The organism is Halomonas sp. PGE1 (assembly GCF_013000985.1).
Classification (GTDB): domain Bacteria; phylum Pseudomonadota; class Gammaproteobacteria; order Pseudomonadales; family Halomonadaceae; genus Halomonas; species Halomonas alkalicola.
The window spans coordinates 3,327,374-3,352,062 of record NZ_CP053032.1 but is presented as its reverse complement, the minus strand read 5'-3'; the positions used below and the strand labels follow the sequence as shown (position 1 = coordinate 3,352,062).

The window sequence follows — 24,689 nt, the reverse complement described above, 5'->3', positions numbered from 1 at the left end:
GACGCTGTTCATGCTCAAGTGGTTGGCCATCGTGCTGCTGGTCCTGCTCGCCCTGCTGCAGTATCGCCTGTGGCTGGGTGAGGGGGGCATCCGCGACCTCGGCGAGGTGCGCGAGCGGGTGGCGGCCCTGGAGGCGGCCAACAAGCCGCTGCGCGACCGCAACGCCCGCCTGGGCGCCGAGGTGCTGGACCTCAAGACCGGCCTGGACGCCATCGAGGAGCGCAGCCGCAGCGACATCGGCATGGTGCGCGCCGACGAGTACTTCTTCTGGGTGCCGGGCGTGGCGGTGGAAGCCGTCCCGGTGGTCAATCCCGCGCCGGCGGTGGGCCTGGAGGCCGGCCGATGAGCGTGGCGCCCTGGCTGGTGGTGCCCGCGGCGGGGCAGGGGCGACGCATGGGGGCTGATCGCCCCAAGCAGTACCTGGCGATCGACGGCCGCCCGGTGCTGGCCCACACCCTGGCGCGTCTGCATGCCGCCTTTCCCGCGGCGCGCCTCTGCCTCTGTCTGGACCCCGAGGATGCCCGCTTCGACCCGGCCTGGGTGCCCTTCGCCGAGTGGCGCCGGGTGCCCGGCGGTGCCGAGCGGGTCGACTCGGTGGCCAGCGCCCTGGCGGCCATCGCGGGCGAGGCCGGCGACGATGACCTGGTGCTGGTCCATGACGTGGCGCGCCCCTGCGTGACCGTGGCGGATCTTGTCCGCCTTCACGCCGTGCTGGCGGACGATCCGGTGGGTGGCCTCCTGGCCGCCCCGGTGGCCGACACCATGAAGCGCGATGACGGCGCCGGTCGAGTCGCGGCCACCGAGCCCCGCGCCGGCCTCTGGCATGCGCTGACCCCCCAGGGGTTCCGCTACGGCTTGCTGCGCCGGGCGCTGGCGGCGGCGCGGGAAGCCGGCGTGGCGGTCACCGACGAGGCCTCGGCGGTGGAGGCGCTGGGGCTTTCCCCGCGGCTGGTCAGCGGGCGTCGCGACAACCTCAAGATCACCCATCCCGAGGACCTGGCCCTGGCCGGGCAGATCCTGGCCGCCCAGCGCCAGGCGACGGCCTCGGGCGAGCAGGACAAGGCGCCTTCCGGCGCACTGGAGAGATGATGCGCATCGGCCACGGCTTCGACGTCCACCGCTTCGGCGAAGGCGACCACCTGATGATCGGCGGCGTCGCCGTTCCCTTCGACCACGGCTTTGTCGCCCACTCCGACGGCGACGTGCTGCTGCACGCCGTCAGCGATGCCCTGCTGGGCGCCTGCGCCCTGGGCGACATCGGTCGCCACTTTCCCGACACCGACCCGGCCTGGAAGGGGGCCGACAGCCGCGTGCTGTTGCGCCACGTGGTGGGCCTGGTGCGTAAGGCCGGCTACCGGGTCGGCAACCTGGACGCCACCCTGATGGCCCAGGCGCCGAAGATGGCCCCGCACATCGCGGCCATGGCCGCCACCATCGCCGAGGATCTCGGCGTCGAGGTCGGCGCGGTCAACGTCAAGGCCACCACCACCGAACGCCTGGGCTTCACCGGGCGCGGCGAGGGGATCGCCGCCGAGGCGGTGGTGCTGCTGCTGCCCGCGGCCCTCGTCGCTGAGGGAGAGCGCGCCGGTGAGTGACACCGACGCCCGGCGCGAGCCGGATGCCATCGCCTGGCCGCCGAGCTGGCCGCGGGTGCTCGACGCCGACTTCGGCCCGCCGCCGGCGGGGGAGTATCGCGCCACCCCCGAGGATTTCCAGGTCGCCGAGGTGCTCGACTTCGCCCCGGAGGGGCAGGGCGAGCACCTCTGGCTGCACGTCGAGAAGCGCGACCTGACCACCGCCATGGCGGTGCGCGAGCTGGCCCGGCTGTGCGAGGCCTCGCCCCGCGACGTCGGCTACTCCGGCATGAAGGATCGCGTCGCCATCACCCGTCAGTGGCTCTCGGTGCAGCTGCCCGGGCGCGAGGCCCCGGCAGGGCTCGCCGAGGCGCTGGCCGAGCGCGGCATCCGCGTGCTGGCCGAGGCGCGCCATCCCCGCAAGCTCAAGCGCGGCGTGCACCGCGCCAATCGCTTTCGCCTGCGGATCACCGGCCCCGCGGTGGCCGACCCTGCCCTCGAGGTGCGCTGGGCGCGGCTGGTGGAGCAGGGCGTGGCCAACTATTTCGGGCCCCAGCGCTTCGGGCCGGATGGCCGCAACCTGCAGCGTGCCCGCTCGCTGCTGGCCCGCGGCTGGCGCAAGCGCGATGACCGCGACGGCATGCTGCTCTCCGCGGCGCGCAGCTTCCTGTTCAACGAGCAGCTGGCCGAGCGCGTCCACGACGGCAGCTGGCACCGCCTGCTGCCCGGCGAGGTGGCGATCCTCGACGGCACCGCCAGCCAGTTCACCCTGGAGACGCCGGATGCCGAGCTCGAGGCTCGGGCGGCCCGGCTCGACCTGCACGGAAGCGGCGTGCTGTGGGGCGTCGGCGGCTCCGTGGCGGCCGGCGAGGCGCTGGACCGGGAGGCCCGGCTGGGCGAGCGCTACCCGGCGCTCTGCGCGGGCCTCGAGCGCGCCGGCGTGCGCCTGGCACGACGCGCGCTGCGCCTGCGCCTCGGCGAGCCGAGCCTGACCCGCGGCGAGGGCGAGCTGTGGCTCGCCTTCAGCCTGCCGCGAGGCGCCTTCGCCACCGCCGTGCTGCGCGAGCTGATCGCCCACTCCACCCTGTGAAGGAGCCTGCCATGCGCCGACTGCTGCTTTCCAACGACGACGGCGTCCATGCCCCGGGCCTGCGTGCCCTGCATGACGCCCTGGCGCCCCACGCCCGGCTGCGCGTGGTGGCACCGGACCGCGACAAGAGCGGGGCCAGCAACTCCCTGACCCTGAGCCGGCCGCTGTCGCTGACCGACATGGACAACGGCTTCTACAGCGTCGACGGCACCCCGGCAGACTGCGTCTACCTGGGGGTCAACGGCGTCTGGGACGAGAAGCCTGACCTGGTGATCTCCGGCATCAACCACGGCGGTAACCTCGGCGACGACGTGCTCTACTCCGGCACCGTGGCTGCCGCCATGGAGGGGCGCAACCTGGGCATGCCGGCCATCGCCATGTCGCTTGTGGGCTCGCGCCACTTCGATACCGCCGGGCGCGTGGCGGCGAGCCTGGTGGGCGCCGCCGACCAGCTCTCGCTGCCGCCGCGCAGCCTGCTCAACGTCAACGTCCCGGACCTGCCCTGGGACCAGATCCAGGGCTTCCGGGTCACCCGCCTGGGCTATCGCGGTCCGGCCTCGCGGCCCCTCGAGGTGCGCGACCCCCGCGGCCGGGTGCGCTGGTGGATCGCCGCCGCCGGGGAGAACGCCGACGACGGCGCCGATACCGACTTCGCCGCCGTCGAGGCCGGCTACGTTTCCATCACCCCGCTGCAGACCGACCTGACCCGGCATGCGGCGATCAGTGACGTACAGGGCTGGCTGGATGCACTCACCTGAACGACTGCCGGCGCTGGTGCGGGGAGTGGGCATGACCTCCCAGCGCACCCGCGACCGCATGGTGGCCAGGTTGGCCGATCAGGGCATCCGCGATGCCCGCGTGCTGGCCACCATGGCCGCCGAACCGCGCCACCTCTTCCTGGACGAGGCGCTGGCCCATCGCGCCTACGAGGACACCGCGCTGCCCATCGGCCATGGCCAGACCCTCTCCCAGCCGTGGATGGTGGCCAGGATGACCGAGCTGGTGCTGGAGGCGGCCCCCGCCCGGGTGCTGGAGATCGGCACCGGCTCGGGCTACCAGACCCTGATCCTGGCGCGGCTGGTGCCGGAACTCTGGTCCATCGAGCGGATCAATGCCCTGCACCGCCGCGCCGCCGAGCGCCTGCGCCTGCTGGAGGCCCAGGGTGCACAGCTGCGCCTGGCCGATGGGGGCCACGGCTGGCCGGAGGAGGCCCCCTTCGATGTCATCCTGCTCACCGCCTGTGCCGGTGAGCTGCCCGCCCCGCTGCTGGCCCAGCTGGCCGAGGGGGGGGTGCTGATCACGCCGCTGGCCGATGCCCGGGGGCGCCAGTGGCTGACCCGCGTGCGGCGCCAGGGCGACACATTCGAACAGCAGCGCCTGGAGTCGGTTCGCTTCGTGCCGCTGCTGGAAGGCGTAATTCGTTGAAAGGAGTTCGTGCTTGAAGCGTTATCCAGGAATCTTTCTCAGGGGCGCCGGAATGGGGGCCGCCGATGCGGTCCCGGGGGTCTCGGGCGGCACCATCGCCTTCGTCACCGGCATCTACGAGGAGCTGATTCACACCATCAAGCAGTTCGGGCCCAGCGCCTTCGTGGCCTGGCGCCGCGGCGGCCTGCCGATGCTGATCGCCCACCTCAACCTGGGCTTCGTGGTGCCGCTGCTAGCCGGCATCGCCGCCAGCCTGATCAGCGTCGCCCACCTGGTGGTGTGGCTGATGGAGGACCATCCGCTGCTGCTCAACGGCTTCTTCTTCGGCCTGGTGGCGGCCTCGGCCCTGGTGGTGGGGCGCCATCCCACCGACTGGCGATGGTGGCACATCGCCCCGCTGGTGGCGGGGCTGCTGCTGGCCCACTTCCTGCCGGCGGTGATGCCGCTGATCACCCTGCTCGGCAGCCCCAACCTGATGCTCATCGTGGGCGGTGCCATCGCCATCAGCGCGCTGCTGCTGCCCGGAGTCTCCGGGAGCTTCCTGCTGCTCACCATGGGGCTCTATGGCACCGTGATGCAGGGCATCCGCACCTTCGACCTGGGCCTGATCGCCGTGTTCGGGGTGGGCTGCCTGATCGGCCTGTTCTTCTTCTCTCGCCTGCTCTCCTGGCTGCTGCGCCGCCACCATGCGGCCACCCTCCAGCTGCTGCTTGGCTTCATCGTGGGATCGCTGCCGGTACTCTGGCCGTGGCGCGAACTGGTACGCTATCAGCTCGGCCCCGAGGGGCAGATGATCCCGCTGGACTATCGCTATCTCACCCCGGGCGACTTCGCCCTGCTCACCGGCGAATCGGCCCAGCTGCCGGCGGTGGCCGCGCTGATGCTGGCCGGCCTGGCCCTGGTCCTGCTGCTGGATCGTACCGGCCGGCGTCCGGCCGCCGTGAGCACGCCCAAGGGGGCGAACAAGGAGGATGCTTCCGATGCGTAAGGCAATGATGATTTCCGCGCTGGCCCTGGCCATGGCCGGCTGTGCCGCCCAGCAGCAGGGCCAGGCGCCGCAGGTCCGCGACCTGTCCGCCAGCCGCGAGCGCGCTCCCGCCTCCCACTACACCGTGGAGACGGGCGATACCCTCTATGGCATCGCCTGGCGCCACAACATGGACTACCGCGACCTGGCACGTCTAAACCGCATTGGCCCCCCCTACCAGATCCAGCCGGGCCAGCGCCTGGTGCTGGACGCGGAAGGCCCGGGACCGGCCCGCGACGAGGGCGTCACCGCCGTGGCCAGCACGCCCGGCGTGGTGGCCACCCCCCTGGGTGGTGGCCAGCCCCCCGCCGATGTCGAGAGCGGCAGCATGGAGTGGCTGCTGCCCGACGGCACCACCGAGCAGGGCCGTCGGCTCTCCGCCCAGTCCCTGGACGAGGCCGACGTCCCGACCCAGGTGGCCATGGAGGGGGCCATGGAGGCCGCCGGCGGCACGGCGGGCCCCGGCCCCATCTATGACGCCACGACGCCCGGCGCCGACGGCAGTCTGAGCGAGCGTGACCTGGCCGAGCGGCGCGCCGCCGAGACCGCGCCGGAGGCGAGCGCCGAGCCGGCGCCGGAAGCTCAGGAGGCGGCCCGTGAGGTGGCGGCGGCCGAGCCGGCCACCCAGCCTGCGCCCGAACCCCAGCCTGCGCCCGCTGCACAGCCCGAGCAGGATGCCGGCACCGCCGTGGCCGGCGGCAGCCCGGCGCCGGATCGCAGCTCGCGCAGCTACACGCCGGTGGACGAGGTCAACTGGCGCTGGCCCGCCGACGGCGAGATCGTCGGTCGTTTCGGCGAGGGCGGCAGCATCACCGCCGGCATTGATATCGCTGGGCAAAAGGGGCAACCTGTCAGAGCGGCCGGTCCGGGGATCGTCGTCTATGCGGGCAGCGGGGTGCGGGGCTACGGCAACCTGATCCTGCTCAAGCATAATGACGAGTACCTGAGCGCCTACGCCCACAACGACTCCCTGCGCGTGCGCGAGAACGATGTGGTCGAGGCCGGTGAGGTCATTGCGACCATGGGCGACAGCGACGCCGAGGACGTGCGACTGCACTTCGAGGTGCGCAAGAACGGCCAGCCGCAGGACCCCCTGAACTACCTGCCGTCCCGCTGAGGCGCTCGGTGGCCCCGAAGGCCCGCGCAGTGGCGGGGTGTCACACAATAATAATCAGGTGCGCCGATGCTGTTGTCTGGCATCGGCGCCGGGACGCAACCACAGGGTAGCCATCGATGAGCATGCTTGAACGGGACCTTCAGGATGTGAATCTCGACACGCTCGAGGAGAAGGACGACGCGGTAGTGGATGACGCTGCCGACGAACTGGACGACGACCACGACGACACGGAAAGCCGTCGTGACGACGAGGAGGCCTTCGAGAAGGCGCTGAGTCGCGAGGATCGCTACAGCAACCACAGCCTCGACGCGACCCAGATCTACCTCAACGAGATCGGCTTCTCGCCGCTGCTGACCCCGGAGGAGGAGGTCTACTACGGCCGCCTGGCCCGCAAGGGGGATCCGGCCGGGCGCGCGAGGATGATCGAGTCCAACCTGCGTCTGGTGGTCAAGATCGCCCGGCGCTACCTAAACCGCGGCCTGTCGCTGCTCGACCTGATCGAGGAGGGCAACCTCGGCCTGATCCGCGCGGTCGAGAAGTTCGATCCCGAGCGTGGCTTCCGCTTCTCCACCTATGCCACCTGGTGGATCCGCCAGACCATCGAGCGGGCGCTCATGAACCAGACCCGCACCATCCGCCTGCCCATTCACGTGGTCAAGGAGCTCAACATCTACCTGCGTGCGGCCCGCGAGCTGACCCAGAAGCTCGACCACGAGGCCACCGCCGAGGAGATCGCCGAGCACCTCGACAAGCCGGTGGAGGCGGTCAAGAAGATGATGGGCCTCAACGAGCGCATCTCCTCGGTGGACTACCCGGTAGGCGGCGACAGCGACAAGCCGCTGATCGAGACCCTGGCCGACGACAACGACCTGGGCCCCGAGTCCTCGCTGCTCGATGGCGACATCAAGCAGCACGTCGACGAGTGGCTCTCCGAGCTCACCGAGAAGCAGATTGAGGTGGTGGTGCGTCGCTTCGGCCTGCGCGGCCACGAGGCGGCGACCCTCGAGCAGGTGGGCGAGGAGATCGGCCTGACCCGCGAGCGGGTCCGCCAGATCCAGGTCGAGGCGCTCAAGAAGCTGCGCCGGGTGCTCGACAAGCAGGGACTCTCGCTGGATTCGATCTTCGCCTAGCGCTCGGTGCCGGCTCGCGTGTCGCCCCGGCCGGCACCCCTTGCCGATTTCCTGCATGCTGCTGGGGCAGCATGCAGGCTTCGGCCCCGTACAGGAATCGCAAGCCCATGCATCGCCCGACCCTGACCCGCCTGCTGCCCCGGCCGCTGGTCCTCCTCGTGGGGCTGGCCGTGGCCGGCACCGCTCAGGCCACCGACCTCTGGACCGTCGCCCGCGACGCCCTCGACAACGACGCCACCCTGGCCGCCGCCCGCTCGGGCTTCTCCGCCGTGGAGGCGGGGCGCGACGTGCAGCGCGGCACCCTGCTGCCCCAGCTCAGCCTCGGTGCCAACCTGACCCACAGCCGTACCTACGAGAGCCAGTCGGGCGGCGTGGTGCAGCCCGGCCAGCTGCCGCGGGACGAGGATGACGACGTCAACAGCCTCGGCGTGAACCTGGACGCCAGCCAGGCGCTCTATGACCCCGCGCGGCGCGCCCAGCTCGCCCAGGCCGAGCGCCGGGTCGATCGCGAATCGCTGTCGCTTGCGGTAGCCGAGCAGCAGCTGCTGCTGGACGTGGCCGAGGCCTACTTCGAGATCCTGCGCGCCCACGACATCCTCTCGGCGCGCCGCTCCCAGGAGACCGCCATCGAGCGCCAGCTGGAGCAGGCCCGGGAGCGCTTCGAGGTGGGGCTGATCGCCATCACCGAGGTGCACGAGGCCCAGGCCTCCTTCGACCTGGCCCGCGCTCAGCGCATCGCCGCCGAGAGCGCCATGCAGGTCAGCTTCGAGGCCCTGGAGCGCCTGACCGGGAAGCGCTACGAGAGCATCGACGGCCTCGCCGAGGAGATTCCCATCGTGCCGCCGGAGCCCGTGGATCGTGGCGACTGGGTCGAGCTCGCCATGGCCAACAGTCCCATGCTGCAGATGGCCGAGGCCGGCATCGAGGTGGCGCGCAGCGAGCTCGACGTCTCCCGGGCCGGCCAGCTGCCGCGCCTGGAGGCCTTCGCCCGCTACGACTACTCGGACAACGACCGCAGCGGGGCTTCCGGCTACAACTCCGGCAGCCAGCTCGGCCTGCGCGCCAGCATGCCGCTCTACACCGGCGGCAGCACCCAGGCACAGATTCGTCAGAGCGGCTTCGCCCTGGAGGTCTCCCAGTACGACTTCGAGGCCCAGCGCCGCGATACCGTCCAGCAGGTGCGCTCGCTGTTCACCCGGGTGAGCAACGACGTGGAGACGGTGGAGGCTCGTGCCCAGGCCATCGTCTCCAACCGCAGCGCCCTGGAGGCGACCCGCTCCGGCTACGAGGTAGGCACCCGCAACATCGTCGACGTGCTCAACGCCGAGCGCAACCTGTTCAACGCCATCGCCGACCACGCCGAGGCGCGCTACGACTACGTGCTCGGCCTGCTGCGCCTGCAGCAGCAGGCGGGGCTGCTCGACGCCGAGTCGATCCAGGCGGTCAACGCCTGGCTGCGCAGCGAGGGGGCGGTGTCGCTGGAGCTGCCGGCGATGGCCAACGATGACCCGGTGATGAACATCGGTCAGCGGCCTCGGTCGCCATCCTGAAGATTTGCTGCCAGCTGATTATTTATTGACTCTTGCCACCAGAAACCACCAATAATTTGGTGGTTTCTGTCATGAGATAGCCGCGCTATCCATGGATAATGCCAGCTCTTCTGGTCAATTCTTCTCGCCAGCCTCTCCCTTCACAGCTTCAGGATCCGCCATGGCCCGGCCGCTGATCGCCGATATCGACCTCGATGCCCTGCGTCACAACTATCGTCTCGCCTGCTCCCTGGCCCCCGACAGCCGTGCCGTCGCGGTGCTCAAGGCCGACGCCTACGGCCATGGTGCGGTGGCCTGCGCGCGAGCGCTTGAGGGCCTCGCCCCGGCCTTCGCGGTGGCCTGCATCGAGGAGGCGGTGACCCTTCGCGAGGCGGGCATCAGTACTCCCATCGTGCTGCTCGAGGGGATCTTCGAGGCCGCTGAGCTCGACCAGGTCGAGGCGCTGGGCCTGTGGATGGCGGTGCACAGCGACTGGCAGGTGGAGGCGCTGCTCGCCCGGCGTCCCGCCCGGCCGATTCCCACCTGGCTCAAGGTGGATACCGGCATGCACCGCCTGGGCTTTTCTCCCGAGCGGACGGAGGGCGCCTGGCAACGCCTGGCGGCGGCACCCGGTCACGCCTGCGACCTGCACCTGATGACCCACTTCGCCACCGCGGACCTTGCCGCCACCGGCTACTTCGCCGGCCAGATGACGCGGCTCGCGGCCCTGGCCGAGCGGCTCGGCGCACCGCTCTGCCTGGCCAACTCGCCGGCCACCCTGGCCCGCCCCGAGGCCCACGGCGCCTGGAACCGCCCCGGGGTGATGCTCTACGGCAGCGACCCGCTGGAGCAGTCCAACGCGGCGAGCCGCCGGCTCGCGCCGGTGATGACCCTGCGCTCGGCGATCATCGCCGTGCGCGAGCTGCCCGCTGGCGAGCCGGTGGGCTATGGCGGGCGCTGGGTCACCCCGCGGCCGTCGCGCATCGGCGTGGTGGCCTGTGGCTACGGCGACGGCTACGACCGCCATGCGGTAGACGGCACCCCGGTGCTGGTGGCGGGCAAGCGCACCGCCGTCGCCGGCAAGGTCTCCATGGACATGATGACCGTGGATATCACCGATATTCCCGAGGCCGACATCGGCAGCGAGGTGGTGCTGTGGGGCCGGGCGGCGGGCGGCGAGGTGCTCGGCGTGGACGAGGTCGCCCGTCACTGCGACACCATCAGCTACACCCTGCTCACCGGGGTGCTGCCCCGGGTGCCGAGGCGGTATCATGGGGAATCGGGGACAGACCCCAATTAATCATGCACAAGGAGAGGGTTCACATGGAGCGGTCCGTTAATTGGGGTCTGTCCCCATGAGCCACCAGAACTTCGCCCACCCCCGCTACTGGCCGGTGTGGTTCGCCATCGGGCTGATGTACCTGGCGGCCTGGCTGCCCTGGCGGCTCAAGCTCTGGGTCGGCAAGGGAATTGGCCTTGCCGCCTGGCGCTTCGCCCGGCGCCGGCGCCATATTACCGAGACCAACCTCAGGCTCTGCTTTCCCGAGCTGGATGATGACCAGCAGCGGCGGCTGGTCAGGGAGACCTTTATCGCCAACGGCATCGGCATCATGGAGACCGCCACCGGCTGGTGCCGTGACCCGGAGCACCTGCGCCACCGGGTCACCTTCAAGGGCCAGGAGCATATGGCCAGGGTGCAGGCCGAAGGGAAGGGGGCGCTGGTCATCGGCGTGCACTTCTCGACCCTCGACCTGGGCGGGGCCCTGCACTCGCTCTTCTTCCCGGCGGACGTGGTCTATCGCCCCCACGACAACCCGCTCTTCGAGCGCTTCATGACCCGGGCCCGCAAGCGCATCTTCGGCACCGCCATCGACCGCCACGACCTGCGCGGCGTGGTGCGCCGCATCAAGGCAGGCCATCACGTCTGGTACTCACCGGATCAGGACTTCGGTCGCGATGTCAGCGTCTTCGCTCCCTTCTTCGGCATCGAGGCGGCCAGCATCAAGCTCACCGCCAAGATCGCCCGCATGACCGGGGCACCGGTCATGCCGCTGATGTTCCACCGTAACCCGGACAACCGCACCTATACCCTGGAGTACCTGCCGCCGCTGGACAACTTCCCCAGCGGGGGCGAGGTGGCCGATGCGGCGCGCATCAATGCCTTCATCGAGGGCGCCATCCGCAAGCATCCCGAGCAGTACCTGTGGCTGCACCGGCGCTTCAAGACCCGACCGGAGGGGGAGGCCGACCTCTACTGAGGCCGGGGATTACAGGGGGACACCAAGCGTAACTTGCCATTCCTGCTCGGGATGACAAGGCTGTAGGGGAGCGCGGGGCGAAGGCTGGCCCCGCTGGATAACCGGAAAATGCACCGGAAAGGGAGGTTCCCATGCTTGGCAACGCCCTGCTATTTCTGATTATCGCTATCATCGCCGGCGTCCTCGGCTTCACCGGTATCGCCGGGGTCGCCACCTCGATCGCCCAGATCCTGTTCGTGCTGTTCCTGATCCTGTTCGTGGTGTCGCTGCTCTTCGGACGACGCTGACCGCCTCTCCCCGGCGGCCATCACCCCCAACGCAGAAGGCCCCTCCATCTGGAGGGGCCTTCTCTATCTGCGCATGAGGAAAGGGCGTCGACGCCTCAGGCGTCGATGCGCTTGTACTTCATGCGGTGCGGGGTGTCGTCGCCCACCCGCTTCCTGTGGTCCGCCTCGTACTCGGCGTAGTTGCCCTCGAAGAACTCCACGTGGGAGTCGCCCTCGAAGGCCAGGATGTGGGTGGCGATGCGGTCGAGGAACCAGCGATCGTGGGAGATCACCATGGCGCAGCCGGGGAAGGCCAGCAGGGCCTCTTCCAGGGCGCGCAGGGTCTCGATGTCCAGGTCGTTGGAAGGCTCGTCGAGCAGCAGCACGTTGGCGCCCTGCTTCAGGGTCTGGGCCAGCTGCAGGCGACCACGCTCGCCGCCGGAGAGCTCGTTCAAGCGCTTCTGCTGGTCATTGCCCTTGAAGTTGAAACGCCCCACGTAGGCCCGCGAGGAGACCTCGTAGCCGTTGATGTTGAGCATGTCCTGGCCGTCGGAGACCGCTTCCCACACCGTCTGCTTGTCGTCGAGGCCGTCGCGCAGCTGCTCCACATAGGCGACATCGACGGTATCGCCGATCACCACCTCGCCGGCGTCGGGCTGTTCCTTGCCCGTGATCAGCTTGAACAGGGTCGACTTGCCCGCGCCGTTACCGCCGACGATGCCGACGATGGCGCCCTTGGGCACGGTGAAGGAGAGGTTCTCGTAGAGCAGCTTGTCATCGAAGCCCTTGGCGACGCCGTGGAACTCGATGACCTTGTCGCCCAGGCGCGGGCCGGGCGGAATGTAGATCTCGTTGGTCTCGTTGCGCTTCTGGAAGTCGCCGGACTGCATCTCCTCGAAGCGGTTGAGGCGCGCCTTGCTCTTGGCCTGGCGGCCCTTGGCGTTGGAGCGCACCCACTCCAGCTCCTGCTTGATGGCCTTGTTCTTCGAGGCCTCTTGCTTGGCCTCGCGGGCCAGGCGCTGCTCCTTGGCCTCGAGCCAGCCGGAGTAGTTGCCCTCGAAGGGGATGCCCTGGCCGCGGTCGAGCTCGAGGATCCAGCCCGCCACGTTGTCGAGGAAGTAGCGGTCGTGGGTGATCGCCACCACGGTGCCGTTGTAGTCGTGCAGAAAGCGCTCCAGCCAGGCCACCGACTCGGCGTCCAGGTGGTTGGTGGGCTCGTCGAGCAGCAGCATGTCGGGGCTGGAGAGCAGCAGGCGGCAGAGCGCCACGCGGCGGCGCTCGCCGCCGGAGAGATGGCCGACTCGGGCCTCCCAGGGCGGCAGGCGCAGGGCCTCGGCGGCCACCTCGAGCTTGCGCTCGAGGTTGTGGGCGTCGGCGGCCTCGATGATGTTCTCCAGGCGCGCCTGCTCGGCGGCCAGGGCGTCGAAGTCGGCGTCCGGCTCGGCGTAGGCGGCATAGACGGCGTCGAGCTTCTCCTGGGCTTCCTTGATGGCGCCCAGGGCCTCTTCCACGGTCTCGCGGACGTTCTTGTCGTCGTCGAGCTCGGGCTCCTGGGGCAGGTAGCCGACGTTGATGCCCGGCATCGGGCGCGCCTCGCCCTCGAACTCGGTGTCGACCCCGGCCATGATGCGCAGCAGGGTCGACTTGCCCGAGCCGTTGAGGCCCAGTACGCCGATCTTGGCACCCGGGAAGAAGGAGAGGGAGATGTCCTTGAGGATCTGCTTCTTGGGGGGCACGACCTTGCCCACCCGGTTCATGGTGAAGACGTATTGCGCCATGGGAACCCATCGGTTGGAGGATTTGCAGTGGCCACGATGATAGTGGCCACTGCAGGCAAAGGCCAGCCGCGGCCCTACTCCTCTTCGTCTATGGCCCAGTCGTCCTCGATGGCGCGACGCAGGCGACGCTCCTCGAGCAGCGCCTCCACGCGGCGGCGGGCGCGCAGGGTATCGGCGCGGCTGGTGCGGGGACGAGCATACTCCTCGTCATTCACCGCTTCGGAAAAATCCACCTCGTCATCGAGGCTCGGTTCGAGAAGGTGTTCACGGCCCATGCGATCTCCTCCCATGGCCAGGGGTCGACGGGCGTCGACCGGTCACATATCGCTTCTCTTCCCCAGTGCGTTGCAGGTCTGTAACGCGGAATCCGAAGCGCCCAGGCAACGTGGTTGCCTGGGCGCTATATATCGCCACTTGGCGCGGGGCACAAGCCCCCGCGCGAATTTATTTGCCGGCGCGGCCGGTCGGGGCAGCCCGGACCGTCTCACTAAAGGCCATGCTCGGCCTTGAGGCGCTCCAGTTCCAGCTGGGCCTCGACCCGCTCGGTGACGTCCTTCTGCACGCCGATGTAGTAGGTCAGGTTGTCATCGTCGTCGTGGACGGGGGTGATGGAGAGCTCGTTCCAGAACAGGGTGCCGTCCTTGCGGTAGTTGCGCAGTACGGTGCGGCAGGGGCGCCCCTCGGCCAGTGCCTTGCGGATGGCCACCAGGCCCTCCTGGTCGCGATCCTCGTTCTGCAGGAAGCGGCAGTCCTGGTAGAGGATCTCGTCGGCACTGTAGCCGGTCAGGCGTTCGAACCCCTTGTTCACGTAGATCAGGATGTTCTCGTCGCCCTCCTGTTCGGCGACCACGATGCCATCTTCGGAGGCATCGACGATGCGCTCGAGCAGTTCCGGGCTGATCAGGGGTGATCGTTTCATTCTGGACGTTCCATTCTGGGCGATCCTGTCGCAAATCCTGTCCTGGCCGCCCGGTAGGGCGACGGCGGCGGGCACTCCACAGCTGGTTACATCATGGCCAGACGGCCGGGGGATTTCAACGCGGCGCGCTCACTCCACCTGTTCACTCCACTTCAGGCAGCCGGCTGGCGCTGGCCGCGGCGGCCAGCGCCATCAGCGCCAGCACCACCATCAGCGCGGCGGTGCCGAGCCACTGGGCCAGCGCACCGACCAAGCCACCCACCACCAGCATCAGCACCCCGGTGATGGTGTTGGAGAGTGCCACGTAGAGCGCGCGCCTGTCGCTGCCGGCCATGTCGACGATATAGGTCTTGCGGCCCAGGCGCACCCCGGCGTGGATGATCACCAGCAGGGCATAGACCAGCGCATAGGGCCACACGGTCTGGCTCCAGGCGCCCGGCAGCCAGGCGATGGCGGCGGCCAGCAGGCAGCAGAAAGTCGCGCCGAGCCCGGCATCACGCATCACCCGGCGGCTGGAGGCGTCGGCGCGCTTCCCCCATGCCGGGCTCGCCACCATGCCGGCGAGCCCCGAGACCACGATCAGCACGCCGAGTCCCCCCAGTGCGGTGCCGCTCTGCTGCTGGCCGAGCAGCGCCACGTAGGGCAGTGCCAGGGCGCTGGCCAGCAGCAGGGCGCGGGAGAGGTTGAAGTGCAGGAAGGCGCGATCCTCGCGCAGCAGGCGCAGCCCCAGCCTGACACTGTCCCAGGCGTTCTCGCCGCCCCCCACGGCGCCGGGGGCCTCCCTGATGCGCGCCGCACACAGGGCGTTGAGCGCCCAGCCCAGGGCCGCGATGCCGAGCAGCACCGCCAGGGCCAGTTCGCCTGGCCGGTCGTCGAAGAGCACCAGGACCGCACCGGCGGCCAGGGTCACCGCCCCGGCCATGCTGCCGCTCCAGCCCATCAGGGTGCCGCGGCGCTGCTTGCTGATGGTCTTGCCCAGCACGTCCTTGGTGGCCACCGAGGAGAGCCCCCGGGCGAGCGACAGCGCCACCAGCACGGCGAGCACCAGCCCGCCGCCCACGGCGCCGGAGCCGAACAGCGCCAGCAGGGCGAGCAGGGCCGCGGCCACCGCCTGCAGGAGCCCGCCCGCCACCCAGGCCCACTTGCGCTCGGGCCTCAAGCGAATGAACCCCGCCACGAAGAGCTGGGGCAGCAGGGCGCCGGCCTCGCGGATCGGCACCAGCAGGCCCACCATCCACAGCGGTGCGCCGATTACCCCCATCAGCCAGGGCAGCACCAGCCTTGCGCTGGAAAGCTCGTCGGCCAGCTTGTTGCCGAGCGAGGCGACCAGGTGCAGGAAGAAGCTCCGCGGCTGCTCGTCGCAGGCCTCGTCCGGGATGTCCTTGCACATCCGGCTGTCCTCGTCGCCGGTCAGCCACTCGTAGAGGCGGGACTGGCTGATCTCGGGTGCGGCCATGGGGGCTCCTCGCTGGTAGGATGTTTCACTCATATTGTCGCGACAGGGAGGCCGCCGTGTCATCCATCCTGCTTCACCGCCGCTCTCCCGGCGGGCGCTCATCGCCATGACCCGGGACGGTCAGGCGATGCTCTACGGCCTCGGCGCCGTGGCGCTGTGGTCCACCGTGGCCACCGCCTTCAAGGTGGCGCTGGGCTACATGTCGCCGCTTGAGTTGATGTGGCTCGCCTCGCTGGTCTCCTGGGCGCTGATCGGCGCCCTGGTGGTGCGCCAGGGGCTCGCCGGCCAGGCGTTCCAGCGCGGCTGGCGCACCGCCGCCTGGGCGGGGCTGATGAACCCGGTGGCCTACTACCTGCTGCTCTTTGGGGCCTATGACCGCCTGCCGGGCCAGGAGGCCATGGCCCTCAACTACACTTGGGCGCTGGCCATGGCGTTTCTCGCCGTGCCGCTGCTCGGCCAGCGGCTGACTCGAATGGATGTGCTGGCCGGCCTGGTCGCCTACGCCGGGGTGTGGGTGATCGCCACCCGCGGGGCGGTGTTCGACGTGGCTTTCGCGGACCCCCTGGGGGTCGCCCTGGCGCTGGCCTCGACCCTGATCTGGGCGCTCTACTGGCTGCTCAATGCACGGGATCATCGCCCGCCGCTGGTGGCCCAGTGGCAGAACTTCAGCGTCGGGCTGCCGGTGCTCACGCTGCTGCTGCTGGCGGGGCCGGGCCTCCAGTGGTACGGCTGGCCGGGGCTCGCCGCCGGGGTCTACGTGGGGCTCTTCGAGATGGGCATCGCCTTCGTGCTGTGGCAGCTCGCCGTGCACCGGGTGTCGCGCACGGCCAAGGTCTCCAACCTGATCTTCCTCTCGCCGCCGGTGTCGCTGCTGCTGCTCTTCCTGGTGGTGGGGGAGCCGATCCTGGCCTCGACCCTGGTCGGCCTCGTGCTGATCCTCGGGGGCCTCGCGCTGCAGCAGTGGCAGAAGGCCCCGGCGCCGCACCCGCAGGCCTGAGCCGGCGTCGGCTCCGGGTCGCTGTCAGGGCAGATCGGCCTTCGCCGCCAGGGCACCATTCGCCTTGAGCAGCGGTGCGAGCTCGGGCCAGACGGTGTCGAGGATGATCGGCTGGGCCTCTGCCGTGGGGTGGATGCCATCGCCCTGCATCAGCGTCTCGTCCAGCGCCACCCCCTCCAGCAGGAAGGGCACCAGCGGCAGGTCGAACGCCTCGGCCAGGCGGTGGAAGACCCCGGTGAAGGCGTCACGGTAGGCCTGGCCGTAGTTGGGCGGGATGTCGATGCCGAGCAGCAGCACCTCGGCCTCGGCCGCCAGGCTCGCCTCGATCATGCGGGTCATGTTGGCCTCGAACTGGCCCGGTGGCAGGCCGCGCAGGCCGTCGTTGCCGCCCAGTTCGAGCAGAACAATGTCGGGGGCATGCTGTCCGAGAAGCTCGGGCAGCCGGCTGGCGCCGCCGGCGCTGGTCTCGCCGCTGATGCTGGCGTTGACCACCCGCGCCTTTCCGTCGAGCCGCGCTTCCAGCAGACTGACCCAGCCCTCGTCGGCCTCGATGCCGTAGGCCGCGCTAAGGCTGTCGCCCATCACCAGCAGGGTGGGGCGTGCCTCGGCCAGGACCGCGCCGGCGGCCAGCGTCAGGCTCAGGGCCAGCAGCCAGGCGGTCACTCGACGATACGCACAACCAGGGAATCCCTTCATCATGAACGATACCTCTCGCATGGACATGGCACCGATTCTACACGCCGAGCACCTGGCCAAGCAGGTCAGGAGCGGCGACCGGCAGCTCACCATTCTGAGTGACCTGGCCCTCTCGGTGTTCCCCGGCGAGACGGTGGCGATCCTCGGCCAGAGCGGCGCGGGCAAGTCGACCCTGCTGGGCCTGCTGGCCGGGCTCGACCTGCCCACCGGCGGCGAGCTCTCGATGTTCGGGCAGTCCCTCGCCGCGCTGGACGAGGATGGCCGCGCCCGGCTGCGCGCCGGCCGGGTCGGCTTCGTGTTCCAGAACTTCCAGCTGCTGCCGACCCTCACCGCGCTTGAGAACGTGATGCTGCCGCTGGAGCTCTCGCCGCGGCCGGGCACCGAGGCCCGCGCCAGGGAGTGGCTCGAGCGGGTGGGGCTGGGCGAGCGTCTCGACCACCTGCCCAAGCAGCTCTCCGGCGGCGAGCAGCAGCGGGTCGCCCTGGCCCGGGCCTTCGTCACCGGCGCCGAGCTGGTGTTCGCCGACGAGCCCACCGGCAACCTCGACCCGGACACCGGCGAGCGCATCATCGAGACCCTCTTTTCGCTCAACCGCGAGGCCGGCACCACCCTGGTGCTTGTCACCCACGACCACGCCCTGGCGCGGCGCTGCGACCGCTGCCTGCGCCTGGACCACGGCCGCCTGGAGACCCTGCGCCTCGACGAGGTGAGCGCATGAGCCTGACCGCCCTGCGCCTGGCGCGCTTCTCGGCCCGGGGGCTGGCCCGCGACCTGCGGGCCGCCGACGTGCGCGCGCTGTTCGTCGCCCTGGCCCTGGCGGTGGCCGCCTCCACCATGATCGGCTTCTTCCTCGACCGCCTGGACCGCGGCCTGGAGCGCCAGGCCAGCCAGCTGCTGGGCGGCGATCTGGTGCTGGAGCAGGGCCGCCCCTTCGGCAGCGAGCTGCGCCAGACCCTGGAGGAGGCCGGGCTGGTGCTCGCCGACCAGGTGGGCATGGTCTCCATGGTCAGCTTCGGGGACGCCTTCCAGCCCGCCAGCCTCAAGGTGGTGGACCAGCGCTACCCGCTCTATGGCGGGGTCCACGTGGACCTCGGCGAGGGCAGCGAGGTGGTCTCCCGCGGCCCGGCCCCGGGGGATGCGTGGCTGGCGCCGCGCCTGGCGCTGCTGCTCGAGGCCGAGATCGGCGATCGCGTCCGGGTCGGCGAGACCGAGCTGACCGTGGCCGGACTGGTCGAGCGCGAGCCCGACCAGTCCGGCGGCTTTGCCAACTTCAACCCGCGGCTGATGATGCATACCGCGGACTTGGCGGCCTCGAACCTGGTGCAGGACGGCTCGCGGGTCTCCTATGAGCTACTCGCCGCCGGGCCACCGGACATCATCGACGACCTGGCGCCGCTGCTGGCCCAGCTGCGCCGCGACGGCATCGAGGTGCGCGATGTGCGACGCGACCGCCCCCAGCTGGGCAACGCCCTGGAGCGCGCCGAGCGCTTCCTGAGTCTGGCGGGGCTCGCCGCCGTGCTGCTGGCCGGGGTGGCCGTCGCCATGGCCACGCGGCGCTATGTCGATCGCCACCTGGACACCGCGGCGCTGATGCGCTGCTTCGGGGCCACCCAGGGGGAGCTGACGCGGCTGTTCAGCCTGCAACTGCTGTGGCTGGCGCTGGCGGCTTCGGCGGTGGGCGCGGTGCTGGGGCTGGCCGGCCAGGCGGGGCTGCTGGCGCTGCTCACCGCCTTCCTGCCCATGGAGCTGCCGCCCCCCGGGGCGCTGCCGCTGTGGCTTGGCGTGCTCACCGCGCTGGCGGTGCTGGTGGGCTTCGCCGGCCCGACCCTGCTGCGGCTCAAGAAGGTCAGCGCCCTCAAGGTGCTGCGCCGCGAACTCGACCCGCTGCCGGCCTCGGCCTGGCTGGTGGTGGCGGTGGCCAGCGCGGTGTTCGGTGCCCTGCTGTGGCTCTACTCCGGCGATCTCGGCCTCTCGGTGGGGCTGCTGCTCGGCGGGCTCGTCATGCTGGTGGTGCTGTGGGGGCTCGGTTCGTTGCTGCTCACCGGGGTGCTGCGCCTGGCCGCCCGGCTGCCGCGCCGCGGCGGCGAGGCCGATCTCGTCCAGGCGCTGCGCCTGGGCGGGGCCCAGCTGGCGCGGCGACGCACGGCGAGCCTCGGCCAGCTGCTGGCCTTCTCGGTGACCTTCTTCGCCATGGCGATGATCGCCCTGGTGCGCGGCGACCTGCTGAGCACCTGGGAGACCCAGCTGCCCGAGGACACGCCCAACTACTTTGCCATCAACATCCAGCCCCATGAGCGCGAGGGCTTCGAGGCCGCCCTGGGGGACGCCGCCGATGCGCGCAGCGCCCTCTACCCGATGGTGCGCGGTCGCATTACCGCCATCAACGACATGGCCCCCCGGGAGGCGGTGCCGGCGGATGCCCGCGGCGACAACACCCTGCGCCGGGAGCTCAACCTGACCTGGCGCGAGACCCTGCCGGAGGGCAATCGCCTGGTGGCGGGGCAGTGGTTCGATGCGCCCAACGGCGCCGAACCCGGTGGCTGGCTCGACGAGGTGGCCGCCGAGCCCGCGGTGACCCGGGTGCCGATCTCCGTGGAGGATGGCCTGGTCGAACGCTTCGGGCTCGCGCTCGGCGATACCCTGACCTTCACCATCGGCGGCGAGGAGATCGTCGGCGAGATCACCAGCCTGCGTGACCTGGACTGGGACAGCTTCCGGCCCAACTTCTTCGTGATCTTCCCGCCCGGTGTGCTGGAGCGTTTCGGCCACAGCTACATCACCGCCTTCCACCTGGACGCCGAGGAGACCACCACCCTGCGCGAGCTGGTGCGGGCCTACCCCGGGGTGTCGCTGCTCAACGTGGACGCCATCCTCGGCCAGGTTCGCGAGCTGCTGACCCAGGTGACCCGTGCGGTGGAGTTGGTGCTGGTCTTCGTGCTGCTGGCCGGGGTCAGCGTGCTCTACGCCGCCCTCACCGCCAGCCGCCCGGTGCGCTCCCACGAGAGCGGTCTCCTGCGGGTATTCGGCGCGGGCAACCGCATGCTCTCCCGGGTGCAGGGGGCGGAGTTCGCCATCCTTGGCCTGGCCAGCGGCCTCATGGGGGCGCTGCTGGCGGAGCTTGCCACCGCTGCCATTTACCTGGCCTGGTTCGACCTGACGCCGCGCCTGCACCTATGGCTGTGGCTGGCGCTGCCGCTGGGCGGGGCGCTCTTGATCGGCGCCATCGGCCATCTGCTCTCCCGGAACCTGCGCCGCCAGGCGCCGGCGGCGAGCCTCGGCCTGCTGGGCGAGACCTGAGGGGAAGCGCATGAACACGGAGACCCTGCGCTACCGGCTGCTGGATGCCCAGCTCGCCCTGGCCCGAGAGAAGCAGCGCTCGGTGATCCTGCTGCTCACCGGCCATGCGGTGACCCACAAGGGCGAGGTGGTCAACCGCCTCAACCATTGGCTGGAGAACCGCCATACCGAGGTGCACGCCCTGGGGCCGAGCAGCGAGGAGCACTCGCGCCCCTACTGGTGGCGCTACTGGCGGCGGGTGCCCGATCGCGGCCGAGTCGGCATCTTCATTCACGGCTGGTACGGCGATGCGCTCTTCGCCCGGGCCGAGCGCCGGCTCTCCCCCGGCGCCTTCCAGGACCGCCTGGCGGAGATCCATGCCTTCGAGGCGGAACTCGCCGCCGAGGGCGTGGTGCTGCTCAAGCTGTGGAACGACATCGGTCGACGCGAGCAGCGCCGCCACCTGGCCGAGCTGCAGCAGGACCCGGCGCGCGCCTGGCAGGTGGGGCCCAGCGAGTGGCAGCGCCACGGGCAGCATGCCGTCATCGAGGCCATCGGCCGGACCCTGCGCGATGACACCGAGGCGCCCCATGCCCCCTGGCAGCGGCTGCCCTACCGCCCAGCGGGTGAGCAACTCACCCAGGTCGGCCGTGCCCTGTTGGCGGCCATGGAGCACCCGCCCGAGCCGCCAAAGGCGACGCTCAGGGCGCTGGCGGAGGAGGCGCCGGGGGTTCCCTCGCTGGATCGCGCCGACGCCGCGGTGGAGGAGCGACTCGACAAGGCCGCCTACCGCGAGCGCCTGGCCCATGGGCAGGCGCGCCTTGCCAACAACGCCCGGGAGCTCGCACGACGGCGCATCCCGGTGGTGATCGCCTTCGAGGGCCACGACGCGGCGGGGAAGGGCGGCAGCATCCATCGGGTCACCGCGGCGCTGGATGCCCGCCAGTACCGGGTATACCGCATCGGCGCGCCCAGCGACGAGGAGCTAGCGCTGCCCTGGGGCTGGCGCTTCTGGCGCCGTCTGCCCGCCGACGGGCGCATCGCCATCTTCGATCGCAGCTGGTACGGGCGGGTGCTGGTGGAGCGGGTCGAGGGGCTGGCCAGCGATGCCCAGTGGCAGCGTGCCTTTGGTGAGATCCACCACTTCGAGCAGCAGCTGCTGGCCCATGGCGGTGTGCTGATCAAGCTGTTCCTCGCCATCGACAAGCACGAGCAGCTCAAGCGCTTCGAGGACCGCGCCGCCACCCCCCACAAGCGCCACAAGCTGACCGACGAGGACTGGCGCAACCGCGAGCGCTGGGACGACTACCAGCGTGCCATCGACGAGATGTTCGCCCGCACCCATGCCCCCGGCGCCGAGTGGTCGCTGATCGCCTGCGACGACAAGCGCCGCGCCCGGCTGGCGGTGCTGGAGCAGGTCAACGAGCGGCTCGAGGCGCGCCTCGCCTCGGCTGTCTGAGCCCTGCGTGAACCCGCTATGCTGTCTCACACCAGGCTCTATTTCCCTCGATCACACAGGAGGTGATCCATGTCTCGTCCCATTTGCCCCATTCGTGCCGCGCGCGCCGCGGCGCTGTCTGTCCTGCCCCTGACTCTCGCCGTTGCCCTTGCTGCGGCCCCGCCGGCGCTGGCCGATTCCGCGACCGACCGCCTCGAGGCCGACCTGCAGGCCTTCTTCGCCGGCGAGGGTACCCTCGAGATCGGTGACATCTCTTCGGCACTGCTGCGCAGCCGCGTCACCGCCGAGGACCTGCGTTTCGAGAGTCACGACGGCGAGCGGCTCTCGGTCGACCGCTACGTGGTCAGCGGCGACTACGACGCGCCCGACGAGGTCACCCTGGAGGGTATCCGCCTGGAGGCCTTCCTGGACGAGCCGGCGGTGATGGGCATCGAGCGGGTGGTGCTGAGCGATCCCGGCCGCGCCGTGCCGCCCCGGGACGAGGAGGCCCTGGCCGAGCAGTGGCTGGGCGGCCTGGTGCTCTCCGGGCTGAACCTCGAACTCGCCGAGGGCTCGGTGGCTTCCCTGGCCAGCCTGCGCCTGGATGGCGACCTCGAGGACGGCAGCGGCGGCCTGTGGATCGAGGCCCTGGAGCTCGACCTGGCGCGGATGATCGACCAGGCCCCGGCGGAGGAGCGCACCCGGCTGCGCATGATCAGCAACGTGCTCACCGACGGCAGCGGCCGGCTGCGCCTGGACGCCGCCTTCGACGCCGAGTGGGAGGAGCACGACGACCATGCCCGCCTGGCCAGCGAGGGGTACATCGACCTGGTGGATGCCCTGCGCCTGGCCCATGCCGTGACGCTGCCGGTGCGGCTGCCCGAGGGCGTGAACGCGGCGGACCTGTTCACCGATGAGACCCTGCTGGAGGCCGCCACCCTGCTCGGCGGTGAGCTCTCCCTGACCCTGGGCGATCGCGGGCTCTTCCCGCGCCTGGTGACCCTGGGGGCCGCCATGGGGGGCGTCACCGAGAGCCAGTATCTGGAGCAGGCGCGCACCCAGGCCCAGGGCTTCGGCATGATGTTCGGCCCCCAGGTGCAGAACCTGCTCTCGGGGCTGGTGGCGCTGATGGAGGGCAGCGCCGAGACGCTCGAGCTCACCGTCACCCTGCCCGCCGAGAGCCGGCTGGACAGCCTGGCCGACGACCCCCTGGCGCTGCCCGAGCGGCTCGACCTGCGCGTCGAGACCCGCTGACGCCGGGGAGGCTAGCAGCCGACGGCCAGGGAGCGGCGGCGCGGCATGAATCCCCCGCAGCCCGGGATGATTGCCTTTCATATGAAAGCGCTTCGGGGCTGGGGTATCATGACGGCCTCAGATTTCCCCCTTTGATGCGAGGTCCCCCGCCCATGTTCAGCCGCGACATGACGATTGCCGGTTTCGATGATGCCCTGTTCGACGCGATGCAGAAGGAAGTCGCGCGCCAGGAAGCGCACATCGAACTGATCGCCTCCGAGAACTACGCAAGCCCAAGGGTGATGGAAGCCCAGGGCAGCCAGCTCACCAACAAGTATGCGGAAGGCTATCCCGGCAAGCGCTACTATGGCGGCTGTGAATATGTCGATATCGTCGAGCAGCTGGCCATCGACTACGCCAAGGAGCTGTTCGGCGCGACCTACGCCAACGTCCAGCCCCACTCCGGCTCCCAGGCCAACGGCGCTGTCTTCCAGGCGCTGGTCAAGCCGGGCGACACCATCCTGGGCATGAGCCTCGATGCCGGCGGCCACCTGACCCACGGTGCCAAGCCCAACTTCTCCGGCAAGCACTACAACGCCGTGCAGTACGGGATAGATGAGAGCGGTCGCATCGACTACGCCGAAGTGGCCAAGCTCGCCCGCGAGCACCAGCCGAAGATGATCATCGCCGGCTTCTCCGCCTACTCCCAGATCATCGACTGGGCCAAGTTCCGCGAGATCGCCGACGAGGTGGGTGCCTACCTGCTGGTCGACATGGCCCACGTGGCCGGCCTGGTGGCCGCCGGTGTCTACCCGACCCCGCTGCCCCACGCCCACGTGGTGACCACCACCACCCACAAGACCCTGCGCGGCCCCCGCGGCGGCCTGATCCTCTCCGCCGAGGGTGACGCCGACATCGAGAAGAAGCTGCAGTCCGCGGTCTTCCCGGGCGGCCAGGGCGGCCCCCTGGAGCACGTCATCGCCGCCAAGGCGATCTGCTTCAAGGAGGCCATGGACCCCGGGTTCAAGACCTACCAGCAGCAGGTGGTGAAGAATGCCCAGACCATGGCCTCCGTCTTCATCGAGCGCGGCTTCGAGGTGATCTCCGGCGGCACCGAGGATCACCTCTTCCTGCTCTCGTTGGTCAAGCAGGGCCTGACCGGCAAGGACGCGGACGCTGCCCTGGGCCGTGCCCACATCACCGTCAACAAGAACGCCGTGCCGAACGACCCCCAGAGCCCCTTCGTGACTTCCGGCCTGCGTATCGGTACCCCGGCGGTGACCACCCGTGGCTTCGGCGAGGGTGAGTGCAAGGATCTCGCCGGCTGGATCTGCGACATCCTCGACGTCATGGCCAAGGGCGAGGACTCCGCCGCCATCGAGGCCGAGGTGAAGGGCAAGGTCGAGGCCGTCTGCGCCCACTTCCCTGTCTACCGCTGAGCGCCTCCTGCCTCGAGCGCCCGGCGACCTCTTGTCGCCGG

24 protein-coding genes are annotated in these 24,689 nt (G+C 70.3%); 19 read left to right on the top strand and 5 right to left on the bottom strand.

Going from position 1 to position 24,689, the window contains the following annotated elements:
- The first annotated feature begins 10 nt into the window (after nucleotides 1-10).
- The 13 genes from ftsB to HIR79_RS15740 all read left to right on the top strand — a co-directional run bounded on the left by ftsB (nucleotide 11) and on the right by HIR79_RS15740 (nucleotide 11,437).
- Nucleotides 11-346, top strand: a complete 336-nt coding sequence (gene ftsB, locus HIR79_RS15800; RefSeq protein WP_169959053.1) for a cell division protein FtsB — start codon at nucleotides 11-13, stop codon at nucleotides 344-346.
- Nucleotides 343-1,089 carry a 2-C-methyl-D-erythritol 4-phosphate cytidylyltransferase gene (ispD, locus tag HIR79_RS15795; RefSeq protein ID WP_169959052.1) on the top strand — a complete coding sequence of 249 codons (747 nt, stop codon included), beginning with the start codon at nucleotides 343-345 and terminating at the stop codon, nucleotides 1,087-1,089. Before ftsB ends, ispD begins: the two co-directional genes overlap by 4 nt.
- Nucleotides 1,089-1,595: a 2-C-methyl-D-erythritol 2,4-cyclodiphosphate synthase gene (gene ispF, locus HIR79_RS15790; protein ID WP_110069166.1), complete on the top strand. Its 507-nt coding sequence runs from the start codon at nucleotides 1,089-1,091 to the stop codon at nucleotides 1,593-1,595. Before ispD ends, ispF begins: the two co-directional genes overlap by 1 nt.
- A complete protein-coding gene (gene truD, locus HIR79_RS15785) occupies nucleotides 1,588-2,664 on the top strand; it encodes a tRNA pseudouridine(13) synthase TruD (protein ID WP_249322190.1) in 1,077 nt (358 codons plus the stop codon). The genes ispF and truD overlap by 8 nt, the downstream gene beginning before the upstream one ends.
- A gap of 11 nt (nucleotides 2,665-2,675) precedes the next feature.
- On the top strand, nucleotides 2,676-3,422 hold the full coding sequence (gene surE, locus HIR79_RS15780) for a 5'/3'-nucleotidase SurE (protein ID WP_169959050.1): 747 nt from the start codon (nucleotides 2,676-2,678) through the stop codon (nucleotides 3,420-3,422).
- Entirely contained in the window at nucleotides 3,409-4,089 is a 681-nt protein-coding gene (locus tag HIR79_RS15775; RefSeq protein ID WP_119021822.1) for a protein-L-isoaspartate(D-aspartate) O-methyltransferase, read from the top strand. Before surE ends, HIR79_RS15775 begins: the two co-directional genes overlap by 14 nt.
- A gap of 13 nt (nucleotides 4,090-4,102) precedes the next feature.
- A complete protein-coding gene (locus tag HIR79_RS15770) occupies nucleotides 4,103-5,077 on the top strand; it encodes a DUF368 domain-containing protein (RefSeq protein ID WP_169959049.1) in 975 nt (324 codons plus the stop codon).
- The gene (locus HIR79_RS15765; RefSeq protein ID WP_169959048.1) at nucleotides 5,070-6,233 is read left to right on the top strand and encodes a peptidoglycan DD-metalloendopeptidase family protein; all 1,164 of its coding nucleotides are present in this window, start codon (nucleotides 5,070-5,072) and stop codon (nucleotides 6,231-6,233) included. Before HIR79_RS15770 ends, HIR79_RS15765 begins: the two co-directional genes overlap by 8 nt.
- A gap of 122 nt (nucleotides 6,234-6,355) precedes the next feature.
- On the top strand, nucleotides 6,356-7,363 hold the full coding sequence (gene rpoS, locus HIR79_RS15760; protein WP_502708679.1) for an RNA polymerase sigma factor RpoS: 1,008 nt from the start codon (nucleotides 6,356-6,358) through the stop codon (nucleotides 7,361-7,363).
- Nucleotides 7,364-7,470: 107 nt separating this feature from the next.
- The gene (locus HIR79_RS15755; RefSeq protein WP_169959046.1) at nucleotides 7,471-8,913 is read left to right on the top strand and encodes a TolC family outer membrane protein; all 1,443 of its coding nucleotides are present in this window, start codon (nucleotides 7,471-7,473) and stop codon (nucleotides 8,911-8,913) included.
- A gap of 160 nt (nucleotides 8,914-9,073) precedes the next feature.
- Nucleotides 9,074-10,192, top strand: a complete 1,119-nt coding sequence (alr, locus tag HIR79_RS15750; RefSeq protein WP_169959045.1) for an alanine racemase — start codon at nucleotides 9,074-9,076, stop codon at nucleotides 10,190-10,192.
- A 55-nt stretch (nucleotides 10,193-10,247) separates the two neighbouring features.
- Nucleotides 10,248-11,150, top strand: coding sequence for an LpxL/LpxP family Kdo(2)-lipid IV(A) lauroyl/palmitoleoyl acyltransferase (gene lpxL / locus HIR79_RS15745; RefSeq protein WP_169959044.1), 903 nt, complete (start codon nucleotides 10,248-10,250; stop codon nucleotides 11,148-11,150).
- A 131-nt stretch (nucleotides 11,151-11,281) separates the two neighbouring features.
- Nucleotides 11,282-11,437 (top strand): DUF1328 domain-containing protein, encoded by a 156-nt coding sequence (locus HIR79_RS15740; protein WP_119021816.1) that lies wholly within the window; start codon nucleotides 11,282-11,284, stop codon nucleotides 11,435-11,437.
- Between the two features lie 95 nt (nucleotides 11,438-11,532).
- Here the strand turns inward: HIR79_RS15740 and ettA are convergent, their stop codons facing one another.
- The 4 genes from ettA to HIR79_RS15720 all read right to left on the bottom strand — a co-directional run bounded on the left by ettA (nucleotide 11,533) and on the right by HIR79_RS15720 (nucleotide 15,569).
- Nucleotides 11,533-13,194, bottom strand: a complete 1,662-nt coding sequence (gene ettA, locus HIR79_RS15735) for an energy-dependent translational throttle protein EttA (protein WP_169959043.1) — start codon at nucleotides 13,192-13,194, stop codon at nucleotides 11,533-11,535.
- A gap of 74 nt (nucleotides 13,195-13,268) precedes the next feature.
- Nucleotides 13,269-13,469 carry a PA3496 family putative envelope integrity protein gene (locus HIR79_RS15730; protein WP_169959042.1) on the bottom strand — a complete coding sequence of 67 codons (201 nt, stop codon included), beginning with the start codon at nucleotides 13,467-13,469 and terminating at the stop codon, nucleotides 13,269-13,271.
- A 212-nt stretch (nucleotides 13,470-13,681) separates the two neighbouring features.
- Nucleotides 13,682-14,113 carry a PAS domain-containing protein gene (locus HIR79_RS15725; protein WP_169959041.1) on the bottom strand — a complete coding sequence of 144 codons (432 nt, stop codon included), beginning with the start codon at nucleotides 14,111-14,113 and terminating at the stop codon, nucleotides 13,682-13,684.
- Between the two features lie 142 nt (nucleotides 14,114-14,255).
- Nucleotides 14,256-15,569: an MFS transporter gene (locus tag HIR79_RS15720; RefSeq protein WP_169959040.1), complete on the bottom strand. Its 1,314-nt coding sequence runs from the start codon at nucleotides 15,567-15,569 to the stop codon at nucleotides 14,256-14,258.
- 106 nt (nucleotides 15,570-15,675) lie between these two features.
- Here HIR79_RS15720 and HIR79_RS15715 point away from each other — a divergent pair, with 106 nt between their 5' ends.
- Nucleotides 15,676-16,566: a DMT family transporter gene (locus tag HIR79_RS15715; RefSeq protein WP_119021812.1), complete on the top strand. Its 891-nt coding sequence runs from the start codon at nucleotides 15,676-15,678 to the stop codon at nucleotides 16,564-16,566.
- 24 nt (nucleotides 16,567-16,590) lie between these two features.
- On the opposite strand, the gene HIR79_RS15710 is transcribed toward HIR79_RS15715, so the two are convergent.
- Nucleotides 16,591-17,265 (bottom strand): arylesterase, encoded by a 675-nt coding sequence (locus HIR79_RS15710; protein WP_169959039.1) that lies wholly within the window; start codon nucleotides 17,263-17,265, stop codon nucleotides 16,591-16,593.
- On the opposite strand from HIR79_RS15710, the gene HIR79_RS15705 reads away from it, so the two are divergent.
- The 5 genes from HIR79_RS15705 (at nucleotide 17,264) to glyA (ending at nucleotide 24,648) form a co-directional block, all read left to right on the top strand.
- On the top strand, nucleotides 17,264-17,980 hold the full coding sequence (locus HIR79_RS15705) for an ABC transporter ATP-binding protein (RefSeq protein ID WP_169959038.1): 717 nt from the start codon (nucleotides 17,264-17,266) through the stop codon (nucleotides 17,978-17,980). The genes HIR79_RS15710 and HIR79_RS15705 overlap by 2 nt on opposite strands.
- Nucleotides 17,977-20,559, top strand: a complete 2,583-nt coding sequence (locus HIR79_RS15700) for an ABC transporter permease (protein ID WP_169959037.1) — start codon at nucleotides 17,977-17,979, stop codon at nucleotides 20,557-20,559. The genes HIR79_RS15705 and HIR79_RS15700 overlap by 4 nt, the downstream gene beginning before the upstream one ends.
- Nucleotides 20,560-20,569: 10 nt before the next feature.
- Entirely contained in the window at nucleotides 20,570-21,997 is a 1,428-nt protein-coding gene (locus tag HIR79_RS15695) for a polyphosphate:AMP phosphotransferase (RefSeq protein ID WP_169959036.1), read from the top strand.
- A gap of 69 nt (nucleotides 21,998-22,066) precedes the next feature.
- Nucleotides 22,067-23,230 (top strand): aq_1923 C-terminal domain, encoded by a 1,164-nt coding sequence (locus HIR79_RS15690; protein ID WP_249322189.1) that lies wholly within the window; start codon nucleotides 22,067-22,069, stop codon nucleotides 23,228-23,230.
- A gap of 152 nt (nucleotides 23,231-23,382) precedes the next feature.
- On the top strand, nucleotides 23,383-24,648 hold the full coding sequence (gene glyA / locus HIR79_RS15685) for a serine hydroxymethyltransferase (protein ID WP_169959035.1): 1,266 nt from the start codon (nucleotides 23,383-23,385) through the stop codon (nucleotides 24,646-24,648).
- Nucleotides 24,649-24,689: the final 41 nt, after the last annotated feature.